Genomic DNA, 23,047 nt, shown 5'->3' with positions numbered 1-23,047 from the left:
CTATCCTTTAGGAAAGAGTTCGGATGAAAAGGCATCTGTCACCTGCAATAGTTTTTGGAAGACTTTTTTCTTCAGAGCTACTGTATAATTGGCAACTGAGCCCCCATACTTGAAGTTTCGGTAATCCGTTTCTACTGCTTGGTCAAACAAGTCTTGCAATTTCTCATAAGAATCAATTTGCTGACCATCAATTTCAAAACTATGGATTCCTCGTTTTGCCTTGGCAATAATGTCATCAAACCAGGCCTTCTTCCATTCTTCCAAGTTCTGGAACTTGCCTTTCGAAACCTTCTGGATAATGAAATCATCCCCAAGGGTGTCACGTCCCTCGCTTAAGGCCTCATCCTTGTATTTATTAGAAGCATAGCCTAGGAAACCATTTTCGTAACCATAATAACCCCACATACGGAAGGCATTATGTTTGAAGGAGATGGCTCCAGGAGCTCCCTGACTTGTATTTCCACCGTAGATAGCATCTACCATCTTGACATTGACATAAGCTGTCTTGAGTTCTTCTGGTCTGTAAGTTCCCTGATAATGCCTATTGGTGATGATGTTATGTTTGATTAGGTCATCTACAGAATTTAGCTGAGTCTTGGCTTCCTCATCCGTCAATGGACGAACATAGTCCCACTGGTTTGGAGCAAGGAGTTTATTATCTTGGTCCTGATAGCGCATTTGCTTGGTCATCTTGCTGAACCAAGCCTTCTTCAAAGCCAGATCATTCTTAGCGAGAACGCGTTCTCCTTCCAGATAATCTAGAAGCATCAAGGCTTCGTTATAACCTTTCATGTAGTGGTCAATCTGCTGGCGTGTTTGCAACTTGGTCGGATCAGGATTGTACCATTGATCCCCATCATTTGGTCGCATGTATGCCATGTTGAGCCCGAGAGCGCCATATTCACCCTGATGGCCTTCCTCAGCCGGTGACTGGAGCATGCCCTGAGCATAGGCTTCTACATAGGTTCCTTCACGATGTTTGTAGCCACCCAGATAGACAATACGATCGTTGACGTGCGTTGTCTCATGGGTGTAGACAGACAAGCCATACTCACTCATCATATCAATTTCCACAAAGTGAACAGCATCTCTGGCATTGATCTTAGGATAGATAGAGGCATAGGCTCCTAGTTTATTGTCCTTATAATAGCGACCTGCTGGCCCAAATACTTCACGAATTGGCGCATAGTCTGCCATACCACTAGTATGTCCATAACGCTCTATCCAGCCACGTCCATCAACGCGATAGCCTTCCCAAACTGGTGTAGCTACATTAAAGTCACTCTTAACCATACGGTCTTTGACATCATCAGCGGCAAGACGATACCAAAAGTCCAAGTAAGTCAACTGACGGTCCGCTACTAGATCAATGTCAGCTTTCATCTGGTCTATGGTTTTGCCAGATTTATCAGCTGACCCGAAGGTAATGGTATTGTAGTTGGAAATCAGGAACATCTGTGCCTTCTTCACATTCAACAAAGGCAGAATCATATTGCGATGCAACCAGTTATTCAGATTGTCATAAGCCCGATGCTTCCGATTTGCAATTTCTTGATTCTTCGAAGCTCGCTCTGCTATGTACACATGGCCCTTAGTGGCATTCACAAACCAGTCATTCATATCCTTGTCAGTCGTCAATAACTGTCTGTTGTAGTCTAAGAAGGCATGTAAATCTTCAGATTTTGTATCCTTGGCTAAGACTCTGGCAAAAGTTTCATGAGTCTGGTCGCCTTTTAGGTTGCTTTCTCTTGAACCAAGTTCAATCAACCGATCCAAAACATCCACATTTTGGCCATAAAAATCTGGTTTAAAGAGCATGAGTTCTTTCAGATTGTAATCGGCAAATCGGATACCGTAATAGCGATTAAGATAAGCAAGTCCCAGCATGATAGCAGACTGATGATCCTGAACTTTTTGCTTCAGAGCAGCGGTACTAGCAGGTGAATCATTCCACTGGTAGTCTAGATTTGTAAGTAACTTATCAACCAGAGTTCCCAGCTGCGCTTTGACCTCTGCAAAGCTTTCTTCTAGATACCAATTTTTCACGGCCTCAACCTTCTTATCAAGGCTGGTGGTTTGATCATCTAGAACTTGATAAACTCCTTCAGACTGTAAGTCCACTGTTTTCAAGATTGAGGTCAGGTCCTTGGCTAGGGCTGAACGGTCCTTAACCAGCATATCTGGAGTATACAGCACATCCAAGTCAGCAATCTTGAATTCCTTGATGGCAGTCAAGCCAGAATTTTGTGAGGTGATTGCAAATACATCCTTGGTCTTGTCTGCATAATGAACCATGATATGATCTGCCACTGACAGGTCCGTCACAAAGTCTTGTCCCTTCATGGCAATAACAGAGACTACCTCTTTCTTGGCTAGATTGTGATCAAGATCCAGTTTGTTTCCTTGATTAACGATCCATTCTTTATTGTAGAAAGGCTGTAATTTTTCAAGGTTGCGATAGGCTTGATCATGGCGACTATCATAATCTTGGATATCCTGATAAGCGTATTCTTTTACACCAGCAATCGTAGGAGTATCAGCACTTGACTTAGCCAGGTAATAGCTAAAGCCTTCTTCAAAGGTTTTCTGAGCATTACGTTGAATCAAGTCAGTTGCCTCAGCAGTCACCTTGTAATACTCTTTTCCGTTTATTCTCTCAGTTTGGATGGACTTGATGGCTAAACGGCTGGTCTTATGATCTTTAGAGCTGACCTTGAGATAGTAGTTTTCCAAATTCCTTGGTGCTTCCGCAAATTGTTGAATCTCAGTCTCTCTGCCATTGTTAACCTTGATAAGACTTGTTTCCTTGATATCTTTTATTTCCAGCTTTTTAAGTTCTAAACGAAGCTTCTTGTCCTCAAGTAGAGCGCTCTCCTCACCCTTACCACGATTAAAGACCAGCCTTGTAGATATGGTGTAATCCGTATAAAGTTTTAGATTGTCAACTGTTGCTTCCAGCTGATCACTCGTTAAGTCAATGGTCTGATCCTCTACCCCCTTGGCTTTGATAGTGGCACTAATTTTTGAGACGGTAACGCCATCTGCCTTGTTCAGATTATAACTTAAGCGAGCTGAACGACCCATCGAATTTCCAGTAATATTTGAAAGAGTTAGGACAGGTTCAGGTTTAATTTCTTCCTTTTCCTTACTGCCGCGGATGATAACCTGATCTTTCGCTTCTCTTAAAATCCGTGTTGTTTCTTTCGGCTCTGAAATACGTTTCCCATCTTTTTCCTCATAGCTGGTAACAATCTCTTTCTCACCATCTTGACCGACTTGCTCGATTCTTGTTTCACCGACAAGCATGTCTGGATCAATCTTTTCCCTGGTTTGTTTAGGAATCAACTCTTTTCGGACTTCAATATGTAAAGTCGGGTTTGTATCCTGAATCAGCGCTTCAGTAGCATTCACACCACCACTATAGCTAGGGATTTCCTGTTTCAGAGTATCAACGGGAACTGCGCCGCCTTCATAAGCTGGCAAGGCTTTGACTACTGCCCCTTGGCCATTGACTCCACCTTCAAATGTTGGTTTTGTTGGCTCAACTAAGGAATCGCCGGATACACCACCTGTAAACTCTGGGTGTTCCTGTTTCAGAGTATCAACTGGAACTGCACCACCTTCATACTCTGGTAAGGCTTCGGATACTGTACCTGGGCCATTGACTCCACCTTCAAATGTTGGTTTTGTTGGCTCAACCAAGGAGTCGCCGGATACACCACCTGTAAACTCTGGAATTTCCTGTTTCAAAGTTTCAACTGGAACTGCACCACCTTCATACTCTGGTAAGGTTTCAGCTACTGCTCCTTGGCCATTAACACCACCCTCAAATGTTGGTTTTGTTGGCTCAACTAAGGATTCGCCGGATACGCCACCTGTAAACTCTGGAATCTCCTGTTTCAGAGTATCAACTGGAACTGCACCACCTTCATAATCTGGTAAGCTTTCAGCTACTGCTCCTTGACCATTGACGCTTCCTTCAAATGTTGGTTTAGATGGTTCAACCAAGGAGTCGCCTGATACACCACCTGTAAACTCTGGAATCTCCTGTTTCAGAGTATCAACTGGAACTGCACCACCTTCATAATCTGGTAAGCTTTCAGCTACTGCTCCTTGACCATTGACGCTTCCTTCAAATGTTGATTTTGTTGGCTCAACTAAGGATTCGCCGGATACACCGCCTGTGAAGTCTGGTTTGGCGTGGACTTCTGGCACGCCACTTTGACTACTCAATTCTGCTTTATACTCAGGCAAGGATTCAGCTACTGCTCCTTGGCCATTAACACCACCTTCAAATGTTGGTTTTGTTGGCTCAACTAAGGATTCGCCGGATACACTGCCTGTGAACTCAGTATGTTCCTGTTTCAGAGTATCAACTGGAACTGCACCACCTTCATACTCTGGTAAGGCTTCGGATACTGTATCTTGGCCATTAACACCACCCTCAAATGCTGGTTTAGACGGCTCGACTAAAGATTCGCCGGATACACCACCTGTAAAGTCTGCTTTGTCATGGACTTCTGGGATGCCACTTTGACTGCTAAACTCTGGGGTATACTCTGGTAAGGATTCGGCTACTGTACCTGGGCCATTGACTCCTCCTTCAAATGTTGGTTTAGATGGTTCAACCAAGGAGTCGCCGGATACACCGCCTGTGAAATCTGGTTTGGCGTGGACTTCTGGGATGCCACTTTGACTGCTAAACTCTGGGGTATACTCTGGTAAGGATTCGGCTACTGTACCTGGGCCATTGACGCCACCTTCAAATGTTGGTTTTGTTGGCTCTACTAAGGATTCGCCGGATACGCCACCTGTGAATTCGGAAATTTCATGAACGGCTGCTTGATTTACTGGCTTTGCAGGAATTTCTGGGCTTGCAATAGATGTTAGATCTTGCCCTGTTCCTCTTAAATCCGACTCTAATAAATAGCCGACATAGTCATAGCCTTTAATGTCAATAATCCCTTGAGAGAAACCATCTGCAGACACAAGGGTTTTAGTCTGATCATAAGCTAGCAAGTCCTTGTGTTCAAAAGCAAATACTTGATAAGGTAGTAATAAACTCTTACCTACAGAAGCAATCAATAACACTCCAACTATCTTAGAAGGTTTTTTCTTTGAAAATAGGAAAACCACTAAACTAGCAGTCAAAAGACCAACACCAGCCAAGGGGAAGCTGATAGATCCAGTTTGGGGTAAGACGGCTTGTCCCTGCTTGCGATAAACTAGATAATAGTTATCTTGGCTCAAATCTTGTGGCAATTCATGATGAATGAGTTCACGTTCAGCAGCTGTCAACTCCGATTCTGCTAAGTAATGAAAGGAAACTTGCTTGGTTTCATCAGCCTGAACCAGTTTCGGTTCAAGTGTTCCTCCAATGAAGGCAAGTCCAATCAATACCGAGCCCACTCCCATGCTCAGTTTACGAATGGCAAATTTTTGTAGCTTTTTTCTATCTTCCATGTCAGCTTTGTTATTGTCCTTAAAGACATCTCCTTTATTCCGTTTTCATAATTTTATTATAATATTTTGTTGATTTTTTTACAAAATATTTTCGAGATAAATCGAACATTTTTAATTTGGTAGATATTCCAATAAATCATCTGGCTAGCGACCTAGTTATTAGTAGATAGCTTCAAGCATTGAAAAACGGATAACTTTCGCCTTACTTATTTTCAATATCGAAATATTTGCAAGAATACTACCAACATGTTCTATTAAATTGCCCAACCGCTTCTAAAATCCAAATTCTACACTTCTTATGAATTAAAATGTATTTCTAGTAAACACTTTTTAATAATCTCAAGATCACTCAACATAATCCAACAAATAGCCATAGCCCTTTTCTTCCATTTGATCCTTTGGGATAAAATGGATGGATAGACTATTGATACAATAGCGTAGACCTCCCTTGTCCTGAGGTCCATCTGTAAAGACATGTCCTAGGTGAGAATTCCCTGTTCGACTTCTGACTTCCGTTCTGACCATATTGTATGACTTGTCTTCCTTGTAGGTTGCAACATCTGGGCTGATAGGCTGGGTAAAGCTAGGCCAACCACAGCCCGATTCAAATTTATCTTTCGAAGAAAAGAGAGGTTCGCCAGTCGCAACATCCACATAAATACCTGCTTCAAATTTATCCCAGTAACGATTTGAAAAGGCACGTTCTGTTTGACCATTTTGAGTCACAGCATACTCCTCAGGAGACAGAAGTTTTTTCAATTCATCGTCACTCGGTTTTGGATATTTACTTGCATCAATAACAGGATAGGATGCTTGATTGACATTGATATGGCAATATCCATTAGGGTTTTTCTGGAGATAGTCTTGGTGGTAATCTTCAGCCACGATAAAATTGCTTAAGGCTTCCTTTTCAACCGCTAGAGGTTGGTCGTATTTCTGAGCAACTTGGTCAAAGACTTGATTGATGACTTCTAAATCTTTCTCATCTGTATAGTAAACTCCTGTTCTGTACTGAGTTCCCACATCATTTCCCTGCTTATTTTTACTAGTTGGATTGATAATGCGGAAATAATGGAGCAAGATCTCTTTTAGAGAGATTTGATTGGCATCATAGGTCACATGAACAGTCTCAGCATGCCCAGTTTGGCCGATCAATTCATACTGGGTTGTTTCTCCTCTACCATTTGCATAGCCAGAAACAGCATCTGTCACACCTGCTACTCGTGAAAAATATTCTTCGACTCCCCAGAAACAACCTCCAGCTAGATAGATTTCATGCAAGTCCGCATCTTTACCTAGCTCAGTTTTTTTCTTGGCCTTTTGTCCTTGACTAACTGCTGCCTTCTCGATTTGAGTGGTATCTGTGTAGCTTGCGCTCCTTTTTCCCAAAAGAAATAAAATTCCGATAATAATGCAAATGATGATTCCAATGAATACAATTATTTTTAATTTATCATTCATGATGAGCCTCTAATCTATGCTTTTTAGCGTCTGTAAAATAGTTTCTTTGTCCATAAAACCTGGCTGGGTCTTAACGAGTCTACCTTCCTTATCAATAAAGGCCTGAGTCGGATAAGAACGAACTCCGTAACTCGCCAAAAGTTGTCCCGAAGGGTCTAACAATACTGGTAAATCTTTATAGTCCAAGCCCTGATACCACTTCTTGAAGCCTTCTTCTGCTTGCTCGCCTTTTTGACCAGGAGAAACGACTGTCAAAACAACATAGTCATCGCTTTCTTCTTTAGCCAGCTCATCGGTATCAGGGAGGCTGGCTAGACAAATAGAGCACCAAGATGCCCAAAATTTGAGATAGACCTTTTTACCCTTATAATCAGATAGATGATAGGTTTTCCCATCAACTCCCGTGAGTTCAAAGTCTGTAACTGCTTCTCCGTTTTTTGCTACCTGAGAGCTAACTTGCGCTTGTTTGTCTCCATTTTGTTTATCAGCCTCGCTTGTTGTCTGATTTTTACAAGCTGATAGACAAAACAAACTAGTGCAGACCAATACAGTTGCTTGCCATGTTTTCATCTTCATCACCTTCTTTTTTGTTATATGAATATAGATATTCACTTTGTAGTTCTATTATATACCTACCTTGCTAAAAATACTTAGAATCTGTTTGGAAAATCATTAAGCTTCTTGATTATAAAAACTCCCACCTGCTAAGCAGATGAGAGCTTTGGATTATTGAAAGATAGAAGTTTTAAAGCTATCTGTTTGTTGAAGAAGTTTCTTATAAACAGCTTCTTTGAGTTTGGTTACATTATTTGTAGACACAGACTTATTACCATTCTTCTCTGTTTTTAAGGTTGCAGCATCCTTAGCAGCAGCTTCCTTGAATAAGCGAAGAAGATCACTGTAAGATGAAATGCTAGTTCCATTTACTTCAAAGGTTGTCAAACCATTTGTAGCCTTGTCTTTCACTTCTTTATAGTAAGCTTTCTTCCAATCTTCAAGATTGTTGAATTTTCCTTCAGAAATCTTGTTGATAATAAAGTCATCACCTAGGGTGTTCTTACCTGCAGCCTTAGCCTCTTGTTTATACTTATTAGTAGCATAGCCTAGGAAGCCTTTTTCATATCCGTAGTAACCCCATAATCTGAATGTATTATGTTTAAATGACATTCCTCCAGGAGCACCTTCACTTGTGTTACCACCATAGATACCTGTCATCATAGGGACGTTGACATATGCAGAACTAAAGTCATCTGGTTTATAGATACCATTTCCTGGTCCACGGTTAGTCATAAAGTTGTTATCTACTAGGTCGTTCACGGAATGAAGTTGAATTGCTTTTTCAGTATCATTTAGAGCACGAACATTATCGTATTGGTTCTTAGAGTTTCCTCTCATTTGCTTATCAACCTTCTTGAACCAAGCATTATTCAATTCTTGACTATTTTGTCCAAGAACTGCATCAGCCTCAAGATTGTCTAACATCATCAGAGTATCGTTATAACCTTTCATGTAGTTATCGATAGCTTCACGTGATTTAAGATCATTTGGATTCGTATTATACCATTGGTTCCCATCGTTAGGTCTTTCAAATGCCATGTTTAATCCTAGAGCTCCATATTCACCTTGGTGGCCTTGTGTTGCAGGTGATTGAAGCATACCTTGGGCAAAGGCTTCAACATCTGTACCTTCACGACGACCAAAATTACCGAAGTAAACAAGACGGTCATTTAAGTGTGTAGTCTCGTGTGTGAACGCAGAAGCTCCGTATTCGCTAATCATATTAGACATAACGAAAGTTACTTTAGCACGATTATCATTTGGATTATCGTAAATACTTGCATAAGCTCCAGCAACAGCTCCATTATCACCGTAGTATTCTCCTACAGGTCCATAGATTTCACGGATTGGGGCATATACTTCCGTACTATTTTTGAATTGGCCATAGCGTTCAGGCCAGCCTGGCCAACCGTGACCCCAAACATAGAATCCTTCCCAAACTGGATAGACGATATCTTTGAACAATCTATTCTTCACATTATCCAAGGCCAATCGATGCCAGAAATCAAGATAATTAATCTGACGTTGTGCGGCTAAATCAATCTCCGGTTTAAGTTTTTCCAAAGTAGTATTGTACTTATTAGCTGTACCATAAGACATCGTATCGTAAGTAGAAATGAGGAACATTTCTGTCTTATCTAGATTCAACAAAGGTAGAATCATTTTTCTATGAAGACCACGAGTCAAATTGTCATAAGCACGATATTTATGTTCGCCAACTCCTGGATTTTGAGAAGCTTTTTCTACTACATAGACCTTATCCTTAGTCGCATCAATGAACCAATCATTCATATTATCGATATTAGTGAATAATCCTCTGTTGTAGTCTAAGAAACCATTTAAATCTCCAGATTTAGTGTATTTCGCTAGAACTTCACCGAAAGCATCATATGTTCTTGAACCACTAATATTATTTTCTTTAGAGCCAATTTCAATTAATCTATCAAGAACATCAACGTTTTTACCATAGAAATCAGGTTTGAATAACATTAATTCTTTAATGTTAACATCACCGAATTTAACGCCGTAGTAACGATTTAAGTATGTTAAACCTAGCAATAGGGCAGCTTTATTTTTCTCAACTTTATCAAGAATCATTTGTTGCGCTGCAGGAGAATTATTAAGTTGATGATCTTCATTTTCAACCAATTTAGTTACTAATGTGTTTAAATTAGCTTTTACATAGTCGAAACTCTCTTCTAAGAATAGATTTTTAATCGCATTTACTCTATTTTGTCCTGTTCTGCCAAGTTTTTGGTAAATTGGATCAGATTGAAGCTCGATAGGGTTTAAGATATTTACGATACCGTTAATTAAAGCACTATGATCTTTTTGAACGATATTAGGTGTATATTTAATACCTAAGTCTGTTACGGTGTATTCTCTAACATTACTTAGACCCTCACCACTAGAAGATAGGTTGAAGTAATCTTTTGTTCCATCAGCATAGTGAACAATAATTTTGTTTGCAACACTTAGATCTGTTACAAAGTTATTATCATTCATTGGAGTAACAGAAATAACTTCTTTAGTATTTAACTTGTGGTTCTTATCTAGTTTATTAGCTTGATTAACGATAAAATCTTTGTTATAGAATGGTTGTATTTTTTCAATATTCTTATAAGCAAGTTTATAGTCTGGATTGTAGTCTTGAATAGACTCATAAGCTGCTTCACGAGTGCTTACATTGTTCAACTTGTTCAATTCATAAGGTTCACTTATGAATTTATCGGCTGTAATATTGTAACCAGCAACACGCTTATCAGCTTCTTCCTTAGTCAAATGTTTGAGTTTTTTAGGGCTCTTGGTATCTTTACCAGTACCATCCTCAGCTGAGCTATAGCCAACTACGCCAAAAAGGTCTTTAATATGTGGGCCACCATCTTCATCGTTAACATCGTTAGAACCAAATATTTCATGACCTTTGATTACTTTAGCATATGTTACGTTATCTTGTACAGCTCCGTATGGCCATGTTTTAGAGGCAATACCACCAACGTTTCTAGTATTTTTAACATCAAGGATACCCTTGGCAACAGAATTTGTTAATCTTGCTTTTGTACCTGATTTCCAACTATTTAGCATGTAAGTGACAAATGGCACTAGCATACTTGCATTTGCATTTTGCGCCGTAATAGTCGCATCTACATAGGCTCTATTGACAAAGCCCATATAGTTTGAACCAGCAATACCACCAACTGTCGAGTTATTTCCTACAGAGTTGATTTTACCAATAAAGGCGACATTTTCAACCTTACCATCTTCATCAATCTTATTGACAATACCTGCAACATCATTGTTACCAGTAACCGAACCAGTCACCTTAACATCTTCAATCAGACCTTTATTTTTAAGGTTAAATCCAACCGTCGCAATTTGATTTTGACCAGAACGATTAATATCTACATTTTCAAAGTTAATGTTCTTAATAGTCCCACCATTAATGACATTGAAGAGGGGATGTTCCAAATTATGGATAGCAAAACGTTTGTCACCATCACTCAATAGTTTACCAGTAAACTCCGAAGTAATGTAAGATTTACCTTGAGGAACAACGTTACGAGCACTCATACTTTGACCCAGTTTAAATTCACCAGCAGGATTTGCCTGAATGGCTTGGATCAATTCTCCAAAGTCGTAGAAAACACCATCCTGACTAGCTTTTGGTTTTTCAATATAGTAGGTATAAGTTTCATTAAAGCGATTATCGACATTACGTTGAACCAAGTTCTCCGCTGCTGCTGTTACCTTGTAGACTTGTTTTCCATCAATTGTTGACTCTTCGATTTTTTGAACCGCTAGTAGATTGGTCTTATGGTCATTAGAGGTAACTTTCAGATAATAGTTTGACAAGTCGGTTGGCACTGAAGTCAGTCGAGTTTCATCCATTTCGATTTGATTTTCATATTTGATCAAATCCGTTCTTAGAATATCTTTAATCTCGATTTTCTTTAAATCCAGCCTTAGTGGTTCTTCCGCAAGAACTACTTCCTCGTTCCCATTTCCACGATCGTAAACCATCTTGGTCGCAATCTTGTAGTCCTTGTAATACTTCAAGTTTGTAAGATTAGCGGTCAAATCTCCCTCAGACATATTGACTGTTTGAAGACTAGTGTCTCCATCTTTCAAGACAACTTCAAGAGATTTAATGGTTACACCTGTTGGTTTGACCAATTGGTAACGAGCCTTGGCACTACGCTCTAACTCTTCTTTATCAATTTGAGTAAGTGTCAACGTTGGCGCAGTCAGGATTTGATCACCTTTCTTGATGATACGATCTTGAACTGCTTCAACAACTTCCTCTGAAATCGTTGGAGCATCTGCAGTTTTCACGCCTTTAAGAGTCTTATAGACTTTGGTAATCTTTTTCTTACCGTTCTGACCAGCTTGAGCAACAACTTCTGTTCCCTTCGGAAGAGTGCTGTCTACTTCTGTTCTTGTCTCGAAAGGAATTTCTTCAAACGAAACTTCTTCAACTTGACCTTCAATAGCCTTGGTACCACGACTAATTTTTTCGTTTACTGGAGCCTTAACAGTTTCAGTACTTGTGCTGATTGGCTCCCCAACTTTTTGGCCATTGACTGTCTTATAGACACGATGAATCAGCTGACTTCCTGCTTGACCATTTTGAATCACTGTTTCTTCATCAGTGTAACGAGTATCATCAGCCACATACTCCTTTGTATATGGAACTGCTACTGTTTCAGTTTCTGTAATAGTTGCTTCAGCTACTGTATACTCTGGCAATTCTGGCTGAACTAGGGATTCACCTTCGTGACCTGCTTCTTGGGTTCCTTTGGCACTAATCTCGCCTGTATAAGCTGGGGATTCTGGTTGAACCAAAGATTCGCCTTCATGACCTGCTTCTTGCGTGCCTTTGGCTGTAATCTCACCTGTATAAGCTGGAGCTTCTGGTTGAACTAAGGATTCGCCTTCATGACCTTCTTCTTGGGTGCCTTTGGTACTAATCTCGCCGGTGTAGGCTGGCAACTCTGGTTGAACCAAAGATTCACCTTCATGACCTACTTCTTGAGTACCTTTTGCGCTAAGCTCGCCGGTGTAGGCTGGCAATTCTGGCTGGACAAGAGATTCACCTTGGTGACCCTCTTCTTGCGTGCCTTTAGCTGTGTGCTCGCCGGTGTAGGTTGGCAATTCTGGTTGAACTAAGGATTCGCCTTCATGGCCTGCTTCTTGGGTGCCTTTGGCTGTAATCTCACCGGTGTAGGTTGGCAACTCTGGTTGAACCAGGGATTCGCCTTCGTGGCCTGCTTCTTGGGTGCCTTTGGCACTAATCTCGCCGGTATAAGCTGGGGATTCTGGTTGAACCAAAGATTCGCCTTCATGACCCTCTTCTTGAGTTCCTTTAGCACTAATCTCGCCGGTGTAGGCTGGCAATTCTGGCTGAACTAAGGACTCACCTTCGTGACCTTCTTCTTGAGTACCTTTGGCTGTAATCTCGCCGGTGTAGGCTGGCAACTCTGGCTGAACCAAAGATTCGCCTTCGTGGCCTGCTTCTTGCGTGCCTTTGGCTGTAAGCTCGCCGGTGTAGGCTGGCAACTCTGGTTGAACCAAAGATTCGCCTTCGTGGCCTTCTTCTTGGGTGCCTTTAGCACTAATCTCGCCTGTATAAGCTGGAGCTTCTGGTTGAACTAGGGATTCGCCTTCGTGGCCTTCTTCTTGGGTGCCTTTGGCTGTAAGCTCGCCGGTGTAGGCTGGCAACTCTGGTTGAACCAAAGATTCGCCTTCGTGGCCTGCTTCTTGAGTTCCCTTAGCAGTCGTCATTTGCTCTGGTTGGTCTTGGAAGTCTGATGCTTTAAAGTAACCGACGTATTCGTATCCTTCGATTTGAATAACACCTTTTGCCAAGTCCTCTTGACTACTTGCTGCAATCGTTTGGTTGTAGGACACCAAGATTTTATTCTCAAATGCTTGAGCTGACTGAGGGATAAAGTAACTACCACCTAGAGCTCCAATAAAGAGAAGACCCAACATTTTATTGCGGTGTTTTTTAGACATCACCACAACAACCAAAGACGCTGTTGCAAAACCGAGAGTTGCCAATGCCAACTCCTTGCTTCCAGTGTTAGGCAATTGTTGAGAATTCACTTCCTTTTTTCTGTATACAAGATAGACAACATCATCTTGTTTTAAATCTGAAGGGAGTTCGCGATGGATCAAAGCTTTTTCTGCTTCTGTCAATTCCTGTTCAGCCAAATAACGGTAATGAACTTGGCTAGGTGTTGCTACTTCGTTAGCTGCAACAGTTTCAACTAAAAAGTTGTTTGCTCCCAAAAGAAATGTCCCGATAACAGCAGAACCTACACCAACTGAGAACTTCCGAATAGAGTATTTGATGACTTTATCAAACTGCATTTTTCTGTTTTTCATTTTAAATCTTTCTAATGTGATCTATTGGATATTGAGCACGCGCTCCTCCAATGAGTTTTGGTCGGCTTGCAAGTGCCATTACATGAGCCTGACCAATCTCTCTCAAGACTGGTCGAATGGGTACCTGAACATGTTTGATATGCATACCGATAGCAGTATCTCCAATGTCCAAACCAGCATCAGCTCTAATAAATTCGACCTCCACGGGATCCTTCATATAGCGAAAGGCGGCCAATTGACCAGAACCTCCTGCATGCAAGGTCGGGAGTACACTTACAATCTCCAACTGATATTTTATAGCCACTTCTCGTTCAACAACTAGAGCGCGATTGACATGTTCACAACCTTGAACAGCTAGATGAATCCCCTTAGCCGTCAACAGCTCCAACATTGTCTTGACGATTAGCTCACCAATCTCCTGACTCGAATCTTTGCCAATGTGTCCTCCCAGCACTTCACTCGAAGACAAACCTAAGACAAATAGTGCACCTTCCTGTATAGAAGCCTTGTCTAAAACATCTTCAAGTATCTGCTGTGTTTCTGTTTGAATCCGTCTTTGGTCCATTTTTCACCTCGCTTTTTTTCATTCTATCATATCGTTTTTCATCAATTTTAGCAAGATTGGAAGACATAGGAATACCATTTGCTAGGATTCAAAAACTATATGAGGGCTCTTTTTAAAAACTGATTCAAATTCATCTAGTTTCAAATATAAGATAAATTATACTTTGAAAACAAAAAAAATATAATAGTTTAGTAAAATCGTTGATGTAACAACATTTACACCTAAAAGATTTGTCAGTCAATTCGATTATAAACTACCGAAAAGCAACTTCTACTATTCTACCCCATTTCTTCTATTAAAGCTACTACTTTGCTTATTTTTTAGGCACTTTTTCTTCCTTGTAGCTTTAGATGATGATTCAGAAAATTTTCATAAAATGATGCTAAAACTTTAATTTTATCCTCAAATTATAATATGACAGTTTTTTGGATACAAACTGAATCCAAAATTTTAAAAACTAGATTTTACAAAAACAGAGAAGGGTAGCTTCTCTGTTTTTTATAGATTAAACTTTTTGGAGTCCTTGAACAGCATCATGATTGATAAGTAGTTGCCCATATTCTTGTAGGACAGAACGACTGATATCACTATCATCCGCAAATTCGCGCATACGTGCCAACAACCAAGCTGGATAAAGGCTAGGTTGATCTTCTACATCAACTAAAACTGTCAGATAGTACTGGTAATTCATCTTGTAGAGTTCTGAAGTTTCCATTTGGTAGTCAACCGTTTTGGCAAAAGAAACCAAACTAGACAAATCGTCAAAACGTAAGATGTAGTAGATATAAGGCTCTCTTTTTCCTTCTTCTACTTCGAGGGTTTCATCAAGCGCTGCTTCTTCTTCCTTTTCAACCTGCTCTAAAGATTGAATGGCTTCAATATCATCTTTAGTTTTTTCTGCCATGGTTTTCTCCAAGGTTTTTAAAAACTCATCTGGAGACATTTTAGCCAACTCATCCATATCAGGAAGATCTGCCAAATCGTCAAAATCTAAATTCTGGTCGATCTTAGATTTTGTCACAAAAACATCAACCTTGTCTGGCTTAGGTGTTACTCGGAAGCTAAGCATACCTGTATCCAAAAAGCTGTCTGGCATTTCTAGCTCATCCAAGATTGCATAGAAAAACTCTTCTGTTTTCTCTTGTGGAACGAGAAAGTCTGCGATTTCCATTCCACGATCCATCAAATCTTCTAAAGATATGGTGATTTTTAAAGTCGTATCACTGATTTGTTTCATTTTCATAGTTCGTAACCTCATACTTTCAGTTCTATCTATTATACAAGATTTCAAAAATTTTATCAAAAAAAATGGCGTTGGGTTATCGATTACTATCTAGTATAGAATACTTATTACGCTATCCCCCTCTTTATTATCAAAGATAAAACACTACATGATGCACTTGACCTAGTTCGTGCAGGGACTAAAAGAGGATAGAGGTCATTAGCTTAGCCTTCTCAAAAATGTTCAAATTAAATATTATGTAACAAAAAGAAGACCTTACAGAGCCTTCTTTTTTTCTTTACGGACTATACAATAAATACCCACTCAATAAGCTTGTTAGAGCAAACGAAGTCAAGTCGATACTGACCTAGCTTAAAAAAATTAGAAAGAGTATCACTTACAAATCTACTGTTAGTACCTTCCCAGCTCTCACGACTTGCTCACCTGCAATGTATACATCATCAACGTCACTGGATTTGACAGCATAAACGAGGTGAGACAGCATGTTTTCTTGAGGTTGGAGATGGATTTTTCCTTGGGGTTGAATAACTAGAAAATCTGCTTGCTTGCCAACTTCTAGACTACCAATCTCATCTTCCATTCCCAACACCTTAGCTCCTTCAATCGTTAGTGCCTTGAGAGCAGTTTCAATAGGAAATTGACTGGCATCACCGCTCTTCATTTTCTGTAAAAGGGCCGCCGTGCGTCCTTCCTCAAACATATCGAGATTATTGTTAGAAGCAACTGAGTCCGTCGCGATACCAACTGGAACACCTGCTTTTTGTAATTGAATGATTGGTGCAATTCCCGAAGCTAGTTTGAGGTTGCTGATAGGATTGTGGGCGATAGCGACTTGCGAATCTGCCAAGCGGGTAATTTCTGCTTCATTTAACTCCACACCGTGGGCAAATACAGCCTGATGATCTAAATACCCGAGTTCATCTAGAAAGGCTATTGGTCTTTTGCCATAGCGTTTCAGGATAATGCCTGACTCTTCCTGGGTTTCTGCCACGTGGATATGAAGTGGAATATCTTCTTCTTTTGCTAGGTTCAAACTAGCCTCTAACAATTCTCGACTACAACTGTAGGGCGAATGAGGAGCCACCATAACCTTGAAATTGGGATCCTGATAGCCTTTGATTGTCCCGATGACAGCACGAGTTTTTGCTATAGTCTCATCTGTGGTCTCCATGTCTGAAGAAAAGAGAGTTGGAGAAAAATAGCAACGCATCTTGGATGCCTTGACTGCTTCATAAATCTTCTCTATCTCTACTCCATTCGGATTGTACATATCATTGAATGTTGTCGTTCCTGACTGGAGCATCTCTGTTAGCGCCTCTTTGACGGCTTTTGTAGTCATCTCTGGTGTAAATTCTGCTTCTGCTGGCCAGATATAGTCTTCTAGCCATTCGTGGAGATTGCTATCATCACGAATCCCCCTCAAGCCTGTCATGGCAGAGTGGGTATGGCAGTTAACCAAACCAGGCATAATCCAAGCACCCTGATAGTCTATGATTTGATCTGCTTGCTTGAGAATTTCTTGATTTTCCTGACCGACATAGACGATTTGAGAATTTTCAAGAGCTAAGATACCATCCAGGTAGACATGGAAATCTTGGTCACAAGTCACGATATTTACATGCTGAAAGACTTTCATCAATAGGCTCCTTTTCTAAATTATACTCTTCTAAAATCTCTTCAAACCGCGTCAACGTCGCCTTGCCGTATGTGTAGGATACTGACTACGTCAGTTCCATCTACAACCTCAAAACAGTGCTTTGAGCAACCTGCGGCTAGCTTCCTAGTTTGCTCTTTGATTTTCATTGAGTATTAGCTTTCATACTAGATAATTTTTCTAGCTATTGTAACAAAAAAGTCACCCGAAGGCAACTTTTATTCCGTATTTGCTTATTGCTTTATAAACGATTAAAAGTCTATTCTGGACTAAAAGCAGCTGCTTCTTGCATTTGATAGTATTTGCCTTTTCTAGCCATGAGTTCATGATGATTGCCATACTCGACAATATCTCCATCCACCAAGACAAGAATCAAATCAGCATCTTGAATGGTAGACAAACGATGGGCGATGATGAAGCTTGTTCGCCCCTTCATGAGTTTGGCAAAGGCATCCTGAACCAAAACCTCTGTCCGGGTATCGATGGATGAAGTCGCTTCATCTAAGATAAGAATCTTAGGAATAGCTAGAAAGACACGGGAAATAGTTAAGAGCTGAGCCTGACCAACAGACAAGGATTCCCCTGCATTTTCAAGCTTGGTATCATAACCATGTGGCAACTGTTGGATAAAGAAGTCTGCGTTAGCTGCCTTGGCTGCCGCAATGACCTGCTCTCGGCTAGCATCAGGATTGCCAAAGGCAATATTGTCATGAATGCTTCCTTGCTTGAGCCAAGTTTCTTGAAGCACCATTCCAAACTGCTGTCGAAGAGAAGCTCGAGTATAGTCATAAATGGAATGACCATCCAATAAAATAGCTCCAGAGTTAATCGGGTAAAAACGCATAAGAAGATTAATGATGGTAGACTTCCCAGCACCCGTTGGTCCTACGATAGCAACCTTACTACCAGCTGGAATATCAATAGACAAGTCCTTAATCAAGATTTTTTCTGGAGTATAGCCAAAAGAAACATGCTTAAAGGAAATAGCTCCTTTGACTTGGTCGCTGTTCAAGACTTCAAGACCTGTTTCTCTAATCTCAGGGCTTTCTAAAACAGTATAAACACGTTCTGCACAAGCCAAGGCACTTTGCAACTCAGCTAAGACCGATGAAATATCATTAAAAGGCTTAGTGTACTGCTGCACATAGTTCAAAAAGGTCACTAAACGTCCAACTGTCAAAGTAGAGCCCATCATGATACGGAAAGCACCAACTCCAGCAAGAAGGGCATAAATAAGGGCATTTACAAAACGGGTTGAAGGATTGACTGTCGAAGAATAAAAGATAGCCGACTGAGAATATCCTGCATAAGTATCGTTTGCCTCATGGAGTTTTTGGATAAATTCTTCCTGGGCATTGAAGGATTGGATGATAGTCTGCTGGGTAAGCGACTCCTCAATCAACTGGGTTTGAATCCCTCTAGTCTCCGTCTGTTTTTGAAAGAGATGGTAGGATCTCTTGGCAATAAAGCGTGAAATGACCATAGACAGAGGTGTTAAGAGCAGAACTAATAAAGACATCAAAAGATGAATTTGAAGCATAGCAAGGATGCTGACCAAAATCATCAGAACTCCGATGAAAAATTGGTTAAAAATCATGTTCAGTCCTGCTGCTAACTGTTCGATATCTGTCGTCACACGGCTGACCATTTCTCCACTCCCCTGTCTGTCTACCAGGGCAATGGGGAGACGATGGAGTTTTTGAATGATTCTTTCGCGCAAATCCCTAGTATAGGAGAAAATGAGGCGGTTGTATAGGAGGGGATTGGCCCATTGTACCAGTGTATTTCCTATCACCACCAATATCATCTGGAGAAAAATCTGCCAAAATACCTGAGATGAGCCCGTCACTAGGACTTGGTCGATTACCTGTCCAATCAAGATTGGAAGATAGATTGATAGGGCCACTTGAGCAATGGTTCCTAAGAACGCTAGGAAAAGAAGGACGGGATGACTTGCTAAATCTTTTGCCAATTGTTTAAGGGTTTGACTTGCATGTTTGCCTTTCATTCTAGTCCTCCTTTCCATGTTGGGATGCATTGATTTCACGATAGACTTGACTAGATTTCATCAATTCCTCATGATTTCCGAGTGCTAATTGCTGACCTTTCTCTAAAAGAAGAATCTGCTCTGCAATCTTCAAGGTTGAGGTCCGTTGGGAAATCAAGAGTAAGCTCGTATTTGGCAAGTTCTCCTGAATGGCCTTTAGAAGATTGGACTCGGTGATGGTATCAAGAGCTGAAGTCGCATCATCCAAGATGAGAAATGGTGCTCGATGCAAGACTGCTCGGGCAATAGACAAACGTTGTTTTTGCCCACCTGAGAAATTACGGCCACCCGCTTCAACCACTGCGTCCAGCTGACCTTCCTTTTCGCTGACAAAGTCCTTAGCCTGGGCAATTTCCAAGGCCTGCCAGAGTTCTTGGTCCGAGACAGGCTCTTCCATACCCAGAGTCAAATTAGAACGAATAGTCCCTTTAAAAAGTTCAACCTTTTGAGGAACATAGGCCATCCAAGAACGCCATTGAGCAAGATTTTGAGGACTATTCCCAGCCTGATAGAGGGCCACTGTTCCTTTATCTGGTTTGTACAAACCAAGTAAAACCTGTACCAAGGTTGACTTACCAGAACCAGTTCCTCCGATAATTCCAAGAATTTCTCCTTGCTGCATATCAAAAGAAATATCCCTTAGCGAAGGTTGAGATGCATCTGGATAAGTAAAGGTCAAGTGACTAACTTGTAAAACTCGATGTCCAGATACTTTTCCTACATGAATCTCAGAATGAATATCTTCAGGTTTTTCTGCGAAGACTTCCTCAATACGCTTAGCTGATATATAGGACTGGTTGAGTGAATTAATCAGCATGGCTAGTTTAATCAACTCTACCAAGATCTGTAAGAGATAGTTGATTAGGGCAATCAAGGCACCCTGACTGAGCCAGCCTCCCTGGATAGAAATATAACCATTCCAGATAATCACCAGCAAAGTTCCGTTGACGATCAAATAGGTCAAGGGGGTCAAGAGACTAGACCAGTATCCTGTTTTCATTTGGATAGCCATATAGACTTGGTTTAGTACTTGGAAATGTTCAATTTCTCGTTTTTCTTGGCCAAAAGCTCGAATCACGCGCATACCTTGTAGTTGTTGGCGCGTCTCCTGAACCAGCTGGTCAGTTTTCTTTCTCAAACTACTGTAGAGGGGATTGACCAACTGTGACAAAACGACAATGACAAGGGTCAAAATGGCAACCATGACCAAGAACCAGAAGGTCAATTCAGGCGATAGTCGATAAGCCATGAAAATGGCACCAAAAACAATAATAGGAGCCCTTAAAAATAGGCGTAAAAATTGATTGATACCAGTTTGAATCTGATAGGTATCCGAAGTCAAACGCGTCACCAAACTCGAAGTCGTCAAACGGTCTCGACTATCCTTTGGCAAGGAGAGAATATGACGATAAAGGTCATTGGTCAACTCCTTGGTGAAGCCGACTGCTGCCTTGGCTGAGTAAAACTGAGCAACTAGGGCAACTAGGACGCCAATAACTGCAAAAACAAAGAGGAGTCCCATTTGCATCCACAGATGCCCCTGATCTTTTTGAGGGATAGATTGGTCAACAATTCCAGCTATCACCATGGGGACCAAGAGTTCAAAAACAGCTTCTAGCAGCTTAAACAAAGGTGCTAGGAAAGACTCCTTAATGTAGGGTTTAAAGTAAGAAAGTAAGTGTTTCATAAGTCCCTTCTATTTTCAAAATGAAGAAGGTGGAAAAACCACCATCTTTTTATTTGTTCAAATATGGAAGTAGGTAGCCATAACCAGCCTCTTCCATTTCATCCTTAGCAATGAATCGTAGAGAGGCAGAATTAATACAATAGCGTAAACCACCTAGTTCCTGAGGCCCGTCTGTAAAGACATGACCCAAGTGGGCATTACCCGAACGTGACCGAACTTCGATTCGCTCCATTCCATGACTCAAGTCTTTGTAGTAATGAATGAGTTCCTTGGAAATTGGTCGGCTAAAGCTTGGCCAACCACAGCCTGAGGCAAACTTATCCTTAGCAAAGAAAAGAGGCTCACCAGTCGTGATATCAACATAAATTCCTTCCTCAAAAGTTTGGTCGTAGGCATTTCTAAAGGGAGCTTCCGTCGCAGCTTCTTGAGTAACTCTATAAGACTCTTCTGACAAATTCTCTCTTAAAACTGCCTGACTAGGTTTTTCATAGTTGGCGGCATCTATCAGTGGTTTCTCAGCATCCCTCACATCAATGTGGCAATAGCCACCAGGATTTTTCTTGAGGTAGTCTTGGTGATAGTCCTCAGCCAGGATATAGTGACGGAGTTTCTCCACTTCTACCGCTATCTTGCGACCGAGCATGCGCTCCTGCTCTTGGACAAGAGCATAGATAGTCGGCAAATCCTCTTCATCTAGGTAATAAATCCCTGTGCGGTACTGACGACCACGGTCATTTCCTTGTTGATTGACAGACAGTGGATCAATGACTCGGAAATAATAGAGTAGAATCTCACGGAGGGACACCACCTTTTCATCATAGATAACTTGCACAGTCTCTGCATGATCTGTTTCTTTGATTAATTGATAATTAGTAGTTTCTACTTGACCATTAGCATAACCAACACTGGTTTGCAACACTCCAGAAATTCTGGAAAAATATTCTTCCAAACCCCAAAAACAACCGCCTGCTAGATATATTTCTGCCATTTCAAATCCTCCTTGACCATCTATCGGTCAGCAAAAGTGGGAAACATTTCATATCCCATCTTTCATTTTCAAAAAAAGGATAGGAAGCCCTCTAATAGAGAGTTTCCCCATCCTATCGCAATATTTATTTTTCTTCGACGCGCACGCCTTGTGTGTCTACTTGCAAATCATGAAGCTTGCCTTTGAACGGTTGTTTTTCAAGCTCTGCCTTAATCTTCGGCATCTTATCAGGATCAGCTAGAACCATGACAGTAGGCCCAGCGCCAGACAAGTAGGTCGCATAAGCACCGTTTCTCTTGGCAACTTTTTTAATTGTCGCAAATTCTCGAACCAAATCTTGACGATAACGCTCGTGGAAAAGGTCACTCTCGATAGCTTGACCAGCTTTGACCATATCTCCTGTCAATAGAGCTGCGATAGCCACATTGGCTATTGAACTTGCTGCAACAGCTTCCTTGTATGATAATTTCTTAGGCAAGACACCACGACTATCGCGAGTTCGCAATTCATAGTTTGGAATATAAGCTAGGAAAGCACACTCTGGGAAAGGCGCCACAACAGCTGAAACCTGACCTTCGACTGAGCTTGCAATGACCAGATTTCCGTAGATGGCTGGGGCAACATTATCAGGATGCCCTTCAATCTTAGTCGCCAATTGCAATTTGTCATGATCGCTTAATTTAAGATTTCCTAATTGATTTGCCAGTTCAATCCCTGCAACGATGACAGAGCTCGATGAACCAAGTCCACGTGCAAGAGGAATATCACTAATCATTTTCAAACGTCGTGGTTGTAGGTCTGGAACAATTTGTAGAGCAATTTTCAGCAAAAGATTACGTTCGTCACGTGGAATCCATTTACCTAGTTGGTGCTCAATCATCCATTCTTCACGTTCTTCACAAACCTGAATCTCTAGATACTTAGTTACAGCTACACCAACCGAGTCAAAACCTGGACCCACATTGGCACTTGTAGCAGGTACAATAATCTTCAT

General features: G+C 41.0%; 11 protein-coding genes. All 11 read right to left on the bottom strand.

The window, feature by feature from the left end:
- Complete coding sequence (locus QM460_RS05555) at positions 1–5,463, bottom strand: SIALI-17 repeat-containing surface protein (RefSeq protein WP_414289482.1); 5,463 nt, start codon at positions 5,461–5,463, stop codon at positions 1–3.
- Positions 5,464–5,808: 345 nt separating this feature from the next.
- Complete coding sequence (msrB, locus tag QM460_RS05550; RefSeq protein ID WP_414289481.1) at positions 5,809–6,924, bottom strand: peptide-methionine (R)-S-oxide reductase MsrB; 1,116 nt, start codon at positions 6,922–6,924, stop codon at positions 5,809–5,811.
- Between the two features lie 9 nt (positions 6,925–6,933).
- Positions 6,934–7,494 carry a TlpA family protein disulfide reductase gene (locus tag QM460_RS05545; RefSeq protein WP_414289480.1) on the bottom strand — a complete coding sequence of 187 codons (561 nt, stop codon included), beginning with the start codon at positions 7,492–7,494 and terminating at the stop codon, positions 6,934–6,936.
- A 156-nt stretch (positions 7,495–7,650) separates the two neighbouring features.
- Positions 7,651–13,869 (bottom strand): ZmpA/ZmpB/ZmpC family metallo-endopeptidase, encoded by a 6,219-nt coding sequence (locus tag QM460_RS05540; protein ID WP_414289479.1) that lies wholly within the window; start codon positions 13,867–13,869, stop codon positions 7,651–7,653.
- Between the two features lies 1 nt (position 13,870).
- Positions 13,871–14,434 (bottom strand): TIGR01440 family protein, encoded by a 564-nt coding sequence (locus QM460_RS05535; RefSeq protein WP_414289478.1) that lies wholly within the window; start codon positions 14,432–14,434, stop codon positions 13,871–13,873.
- A gap of 505 nt (positions 14,435–14,939) precedes the next feature.
- The gene (gene mecA, locus QM460_RS05530; protein ID WP_414289477.1) at positions 14,940–15,677 is read right to left on the bottom strand and encodes an adaptor protein MecA; all 738 of its coding nucleotides are present in this window, start codon (positions 15,675–15,677) and stop codon (positions 14,940–14,942) included.
- 376 nt (positions 15,678–16,053) lie between these two features.
- A complete protein-coding gene (locus tag QM460_RS05525; RefSeq protein ID WP_414289476.1) occupies positions 16,054–17,313 on the bottom strand; it encodes a TRZ/ATZ family protein in 1,260 nt (419 codons plus the stop codon).
- 277 nt (positions 17,314–17,590) lie between these two features.
- Positions 17,591–19,339 carry an ABC transporter ATP-binding protein gene (locus tag QM460_RS05520; protein ID WP_414289475.1) on the bottom strand — a complete coding sequence of 583 codons (1,749 nt, stop codon included), beginning with the start codon at positions 19,337–19,339 and terminating at the stop codon, positions 17,591–17,593.
- A 1-nt stretch (position 19,340) separates the two neighbouring features.
- Complete coding sequence (locus QM460_RS05515) at positions 19,341–21,065, bottom strand: ABC transporter ATP-binding protein (protein ID WP_414289474.1); 1,725 nt, start codon at positions 21,063–21,065, stop codon at positions 19,341–19,343.
- 49 nt (positions 21,066–21,114) lie between these two features.
- Positions 21,115–22,053 carry a peptide-methionine (R)-S-oxide reductase MsrB gene (gene msrB / locus QM460_RS05510; protein WP_414289473.1) on the bottom strand — a complete coding sequence of 313 codons (939 nt, stop codon included), beginning with the start codon at positions 22,051–22,053 and terminating at the stop codon, positions 21,115–21,117.
- 124 nt (positions 22,054–22,177) lie between these two features.
- Positions 22,178–23,047, bottom strand: a complete 870-nt coding sequence (gene thrB / locus QM460_RS05505) for a homoserine kinase (protein ID WP_049509590.1) — start codon at positions 23,045–23,047, stop codon at positions 22,178–22,180.

The organism is Streptococcus infantis (genome assembly GCF_047464415.1).
In the GTDB taxonomy this organism is placed as follows: Bacteria; Bacillota; Bacilli; order Lactobacillales; family Streptococcaceae; genus Streptococcus; species Streptococcus infantis_AE.
Note: the sequence above shows the minus strand (reverse complement) of the source record. Positions and strands in the feature narration are given on the sequence as shown.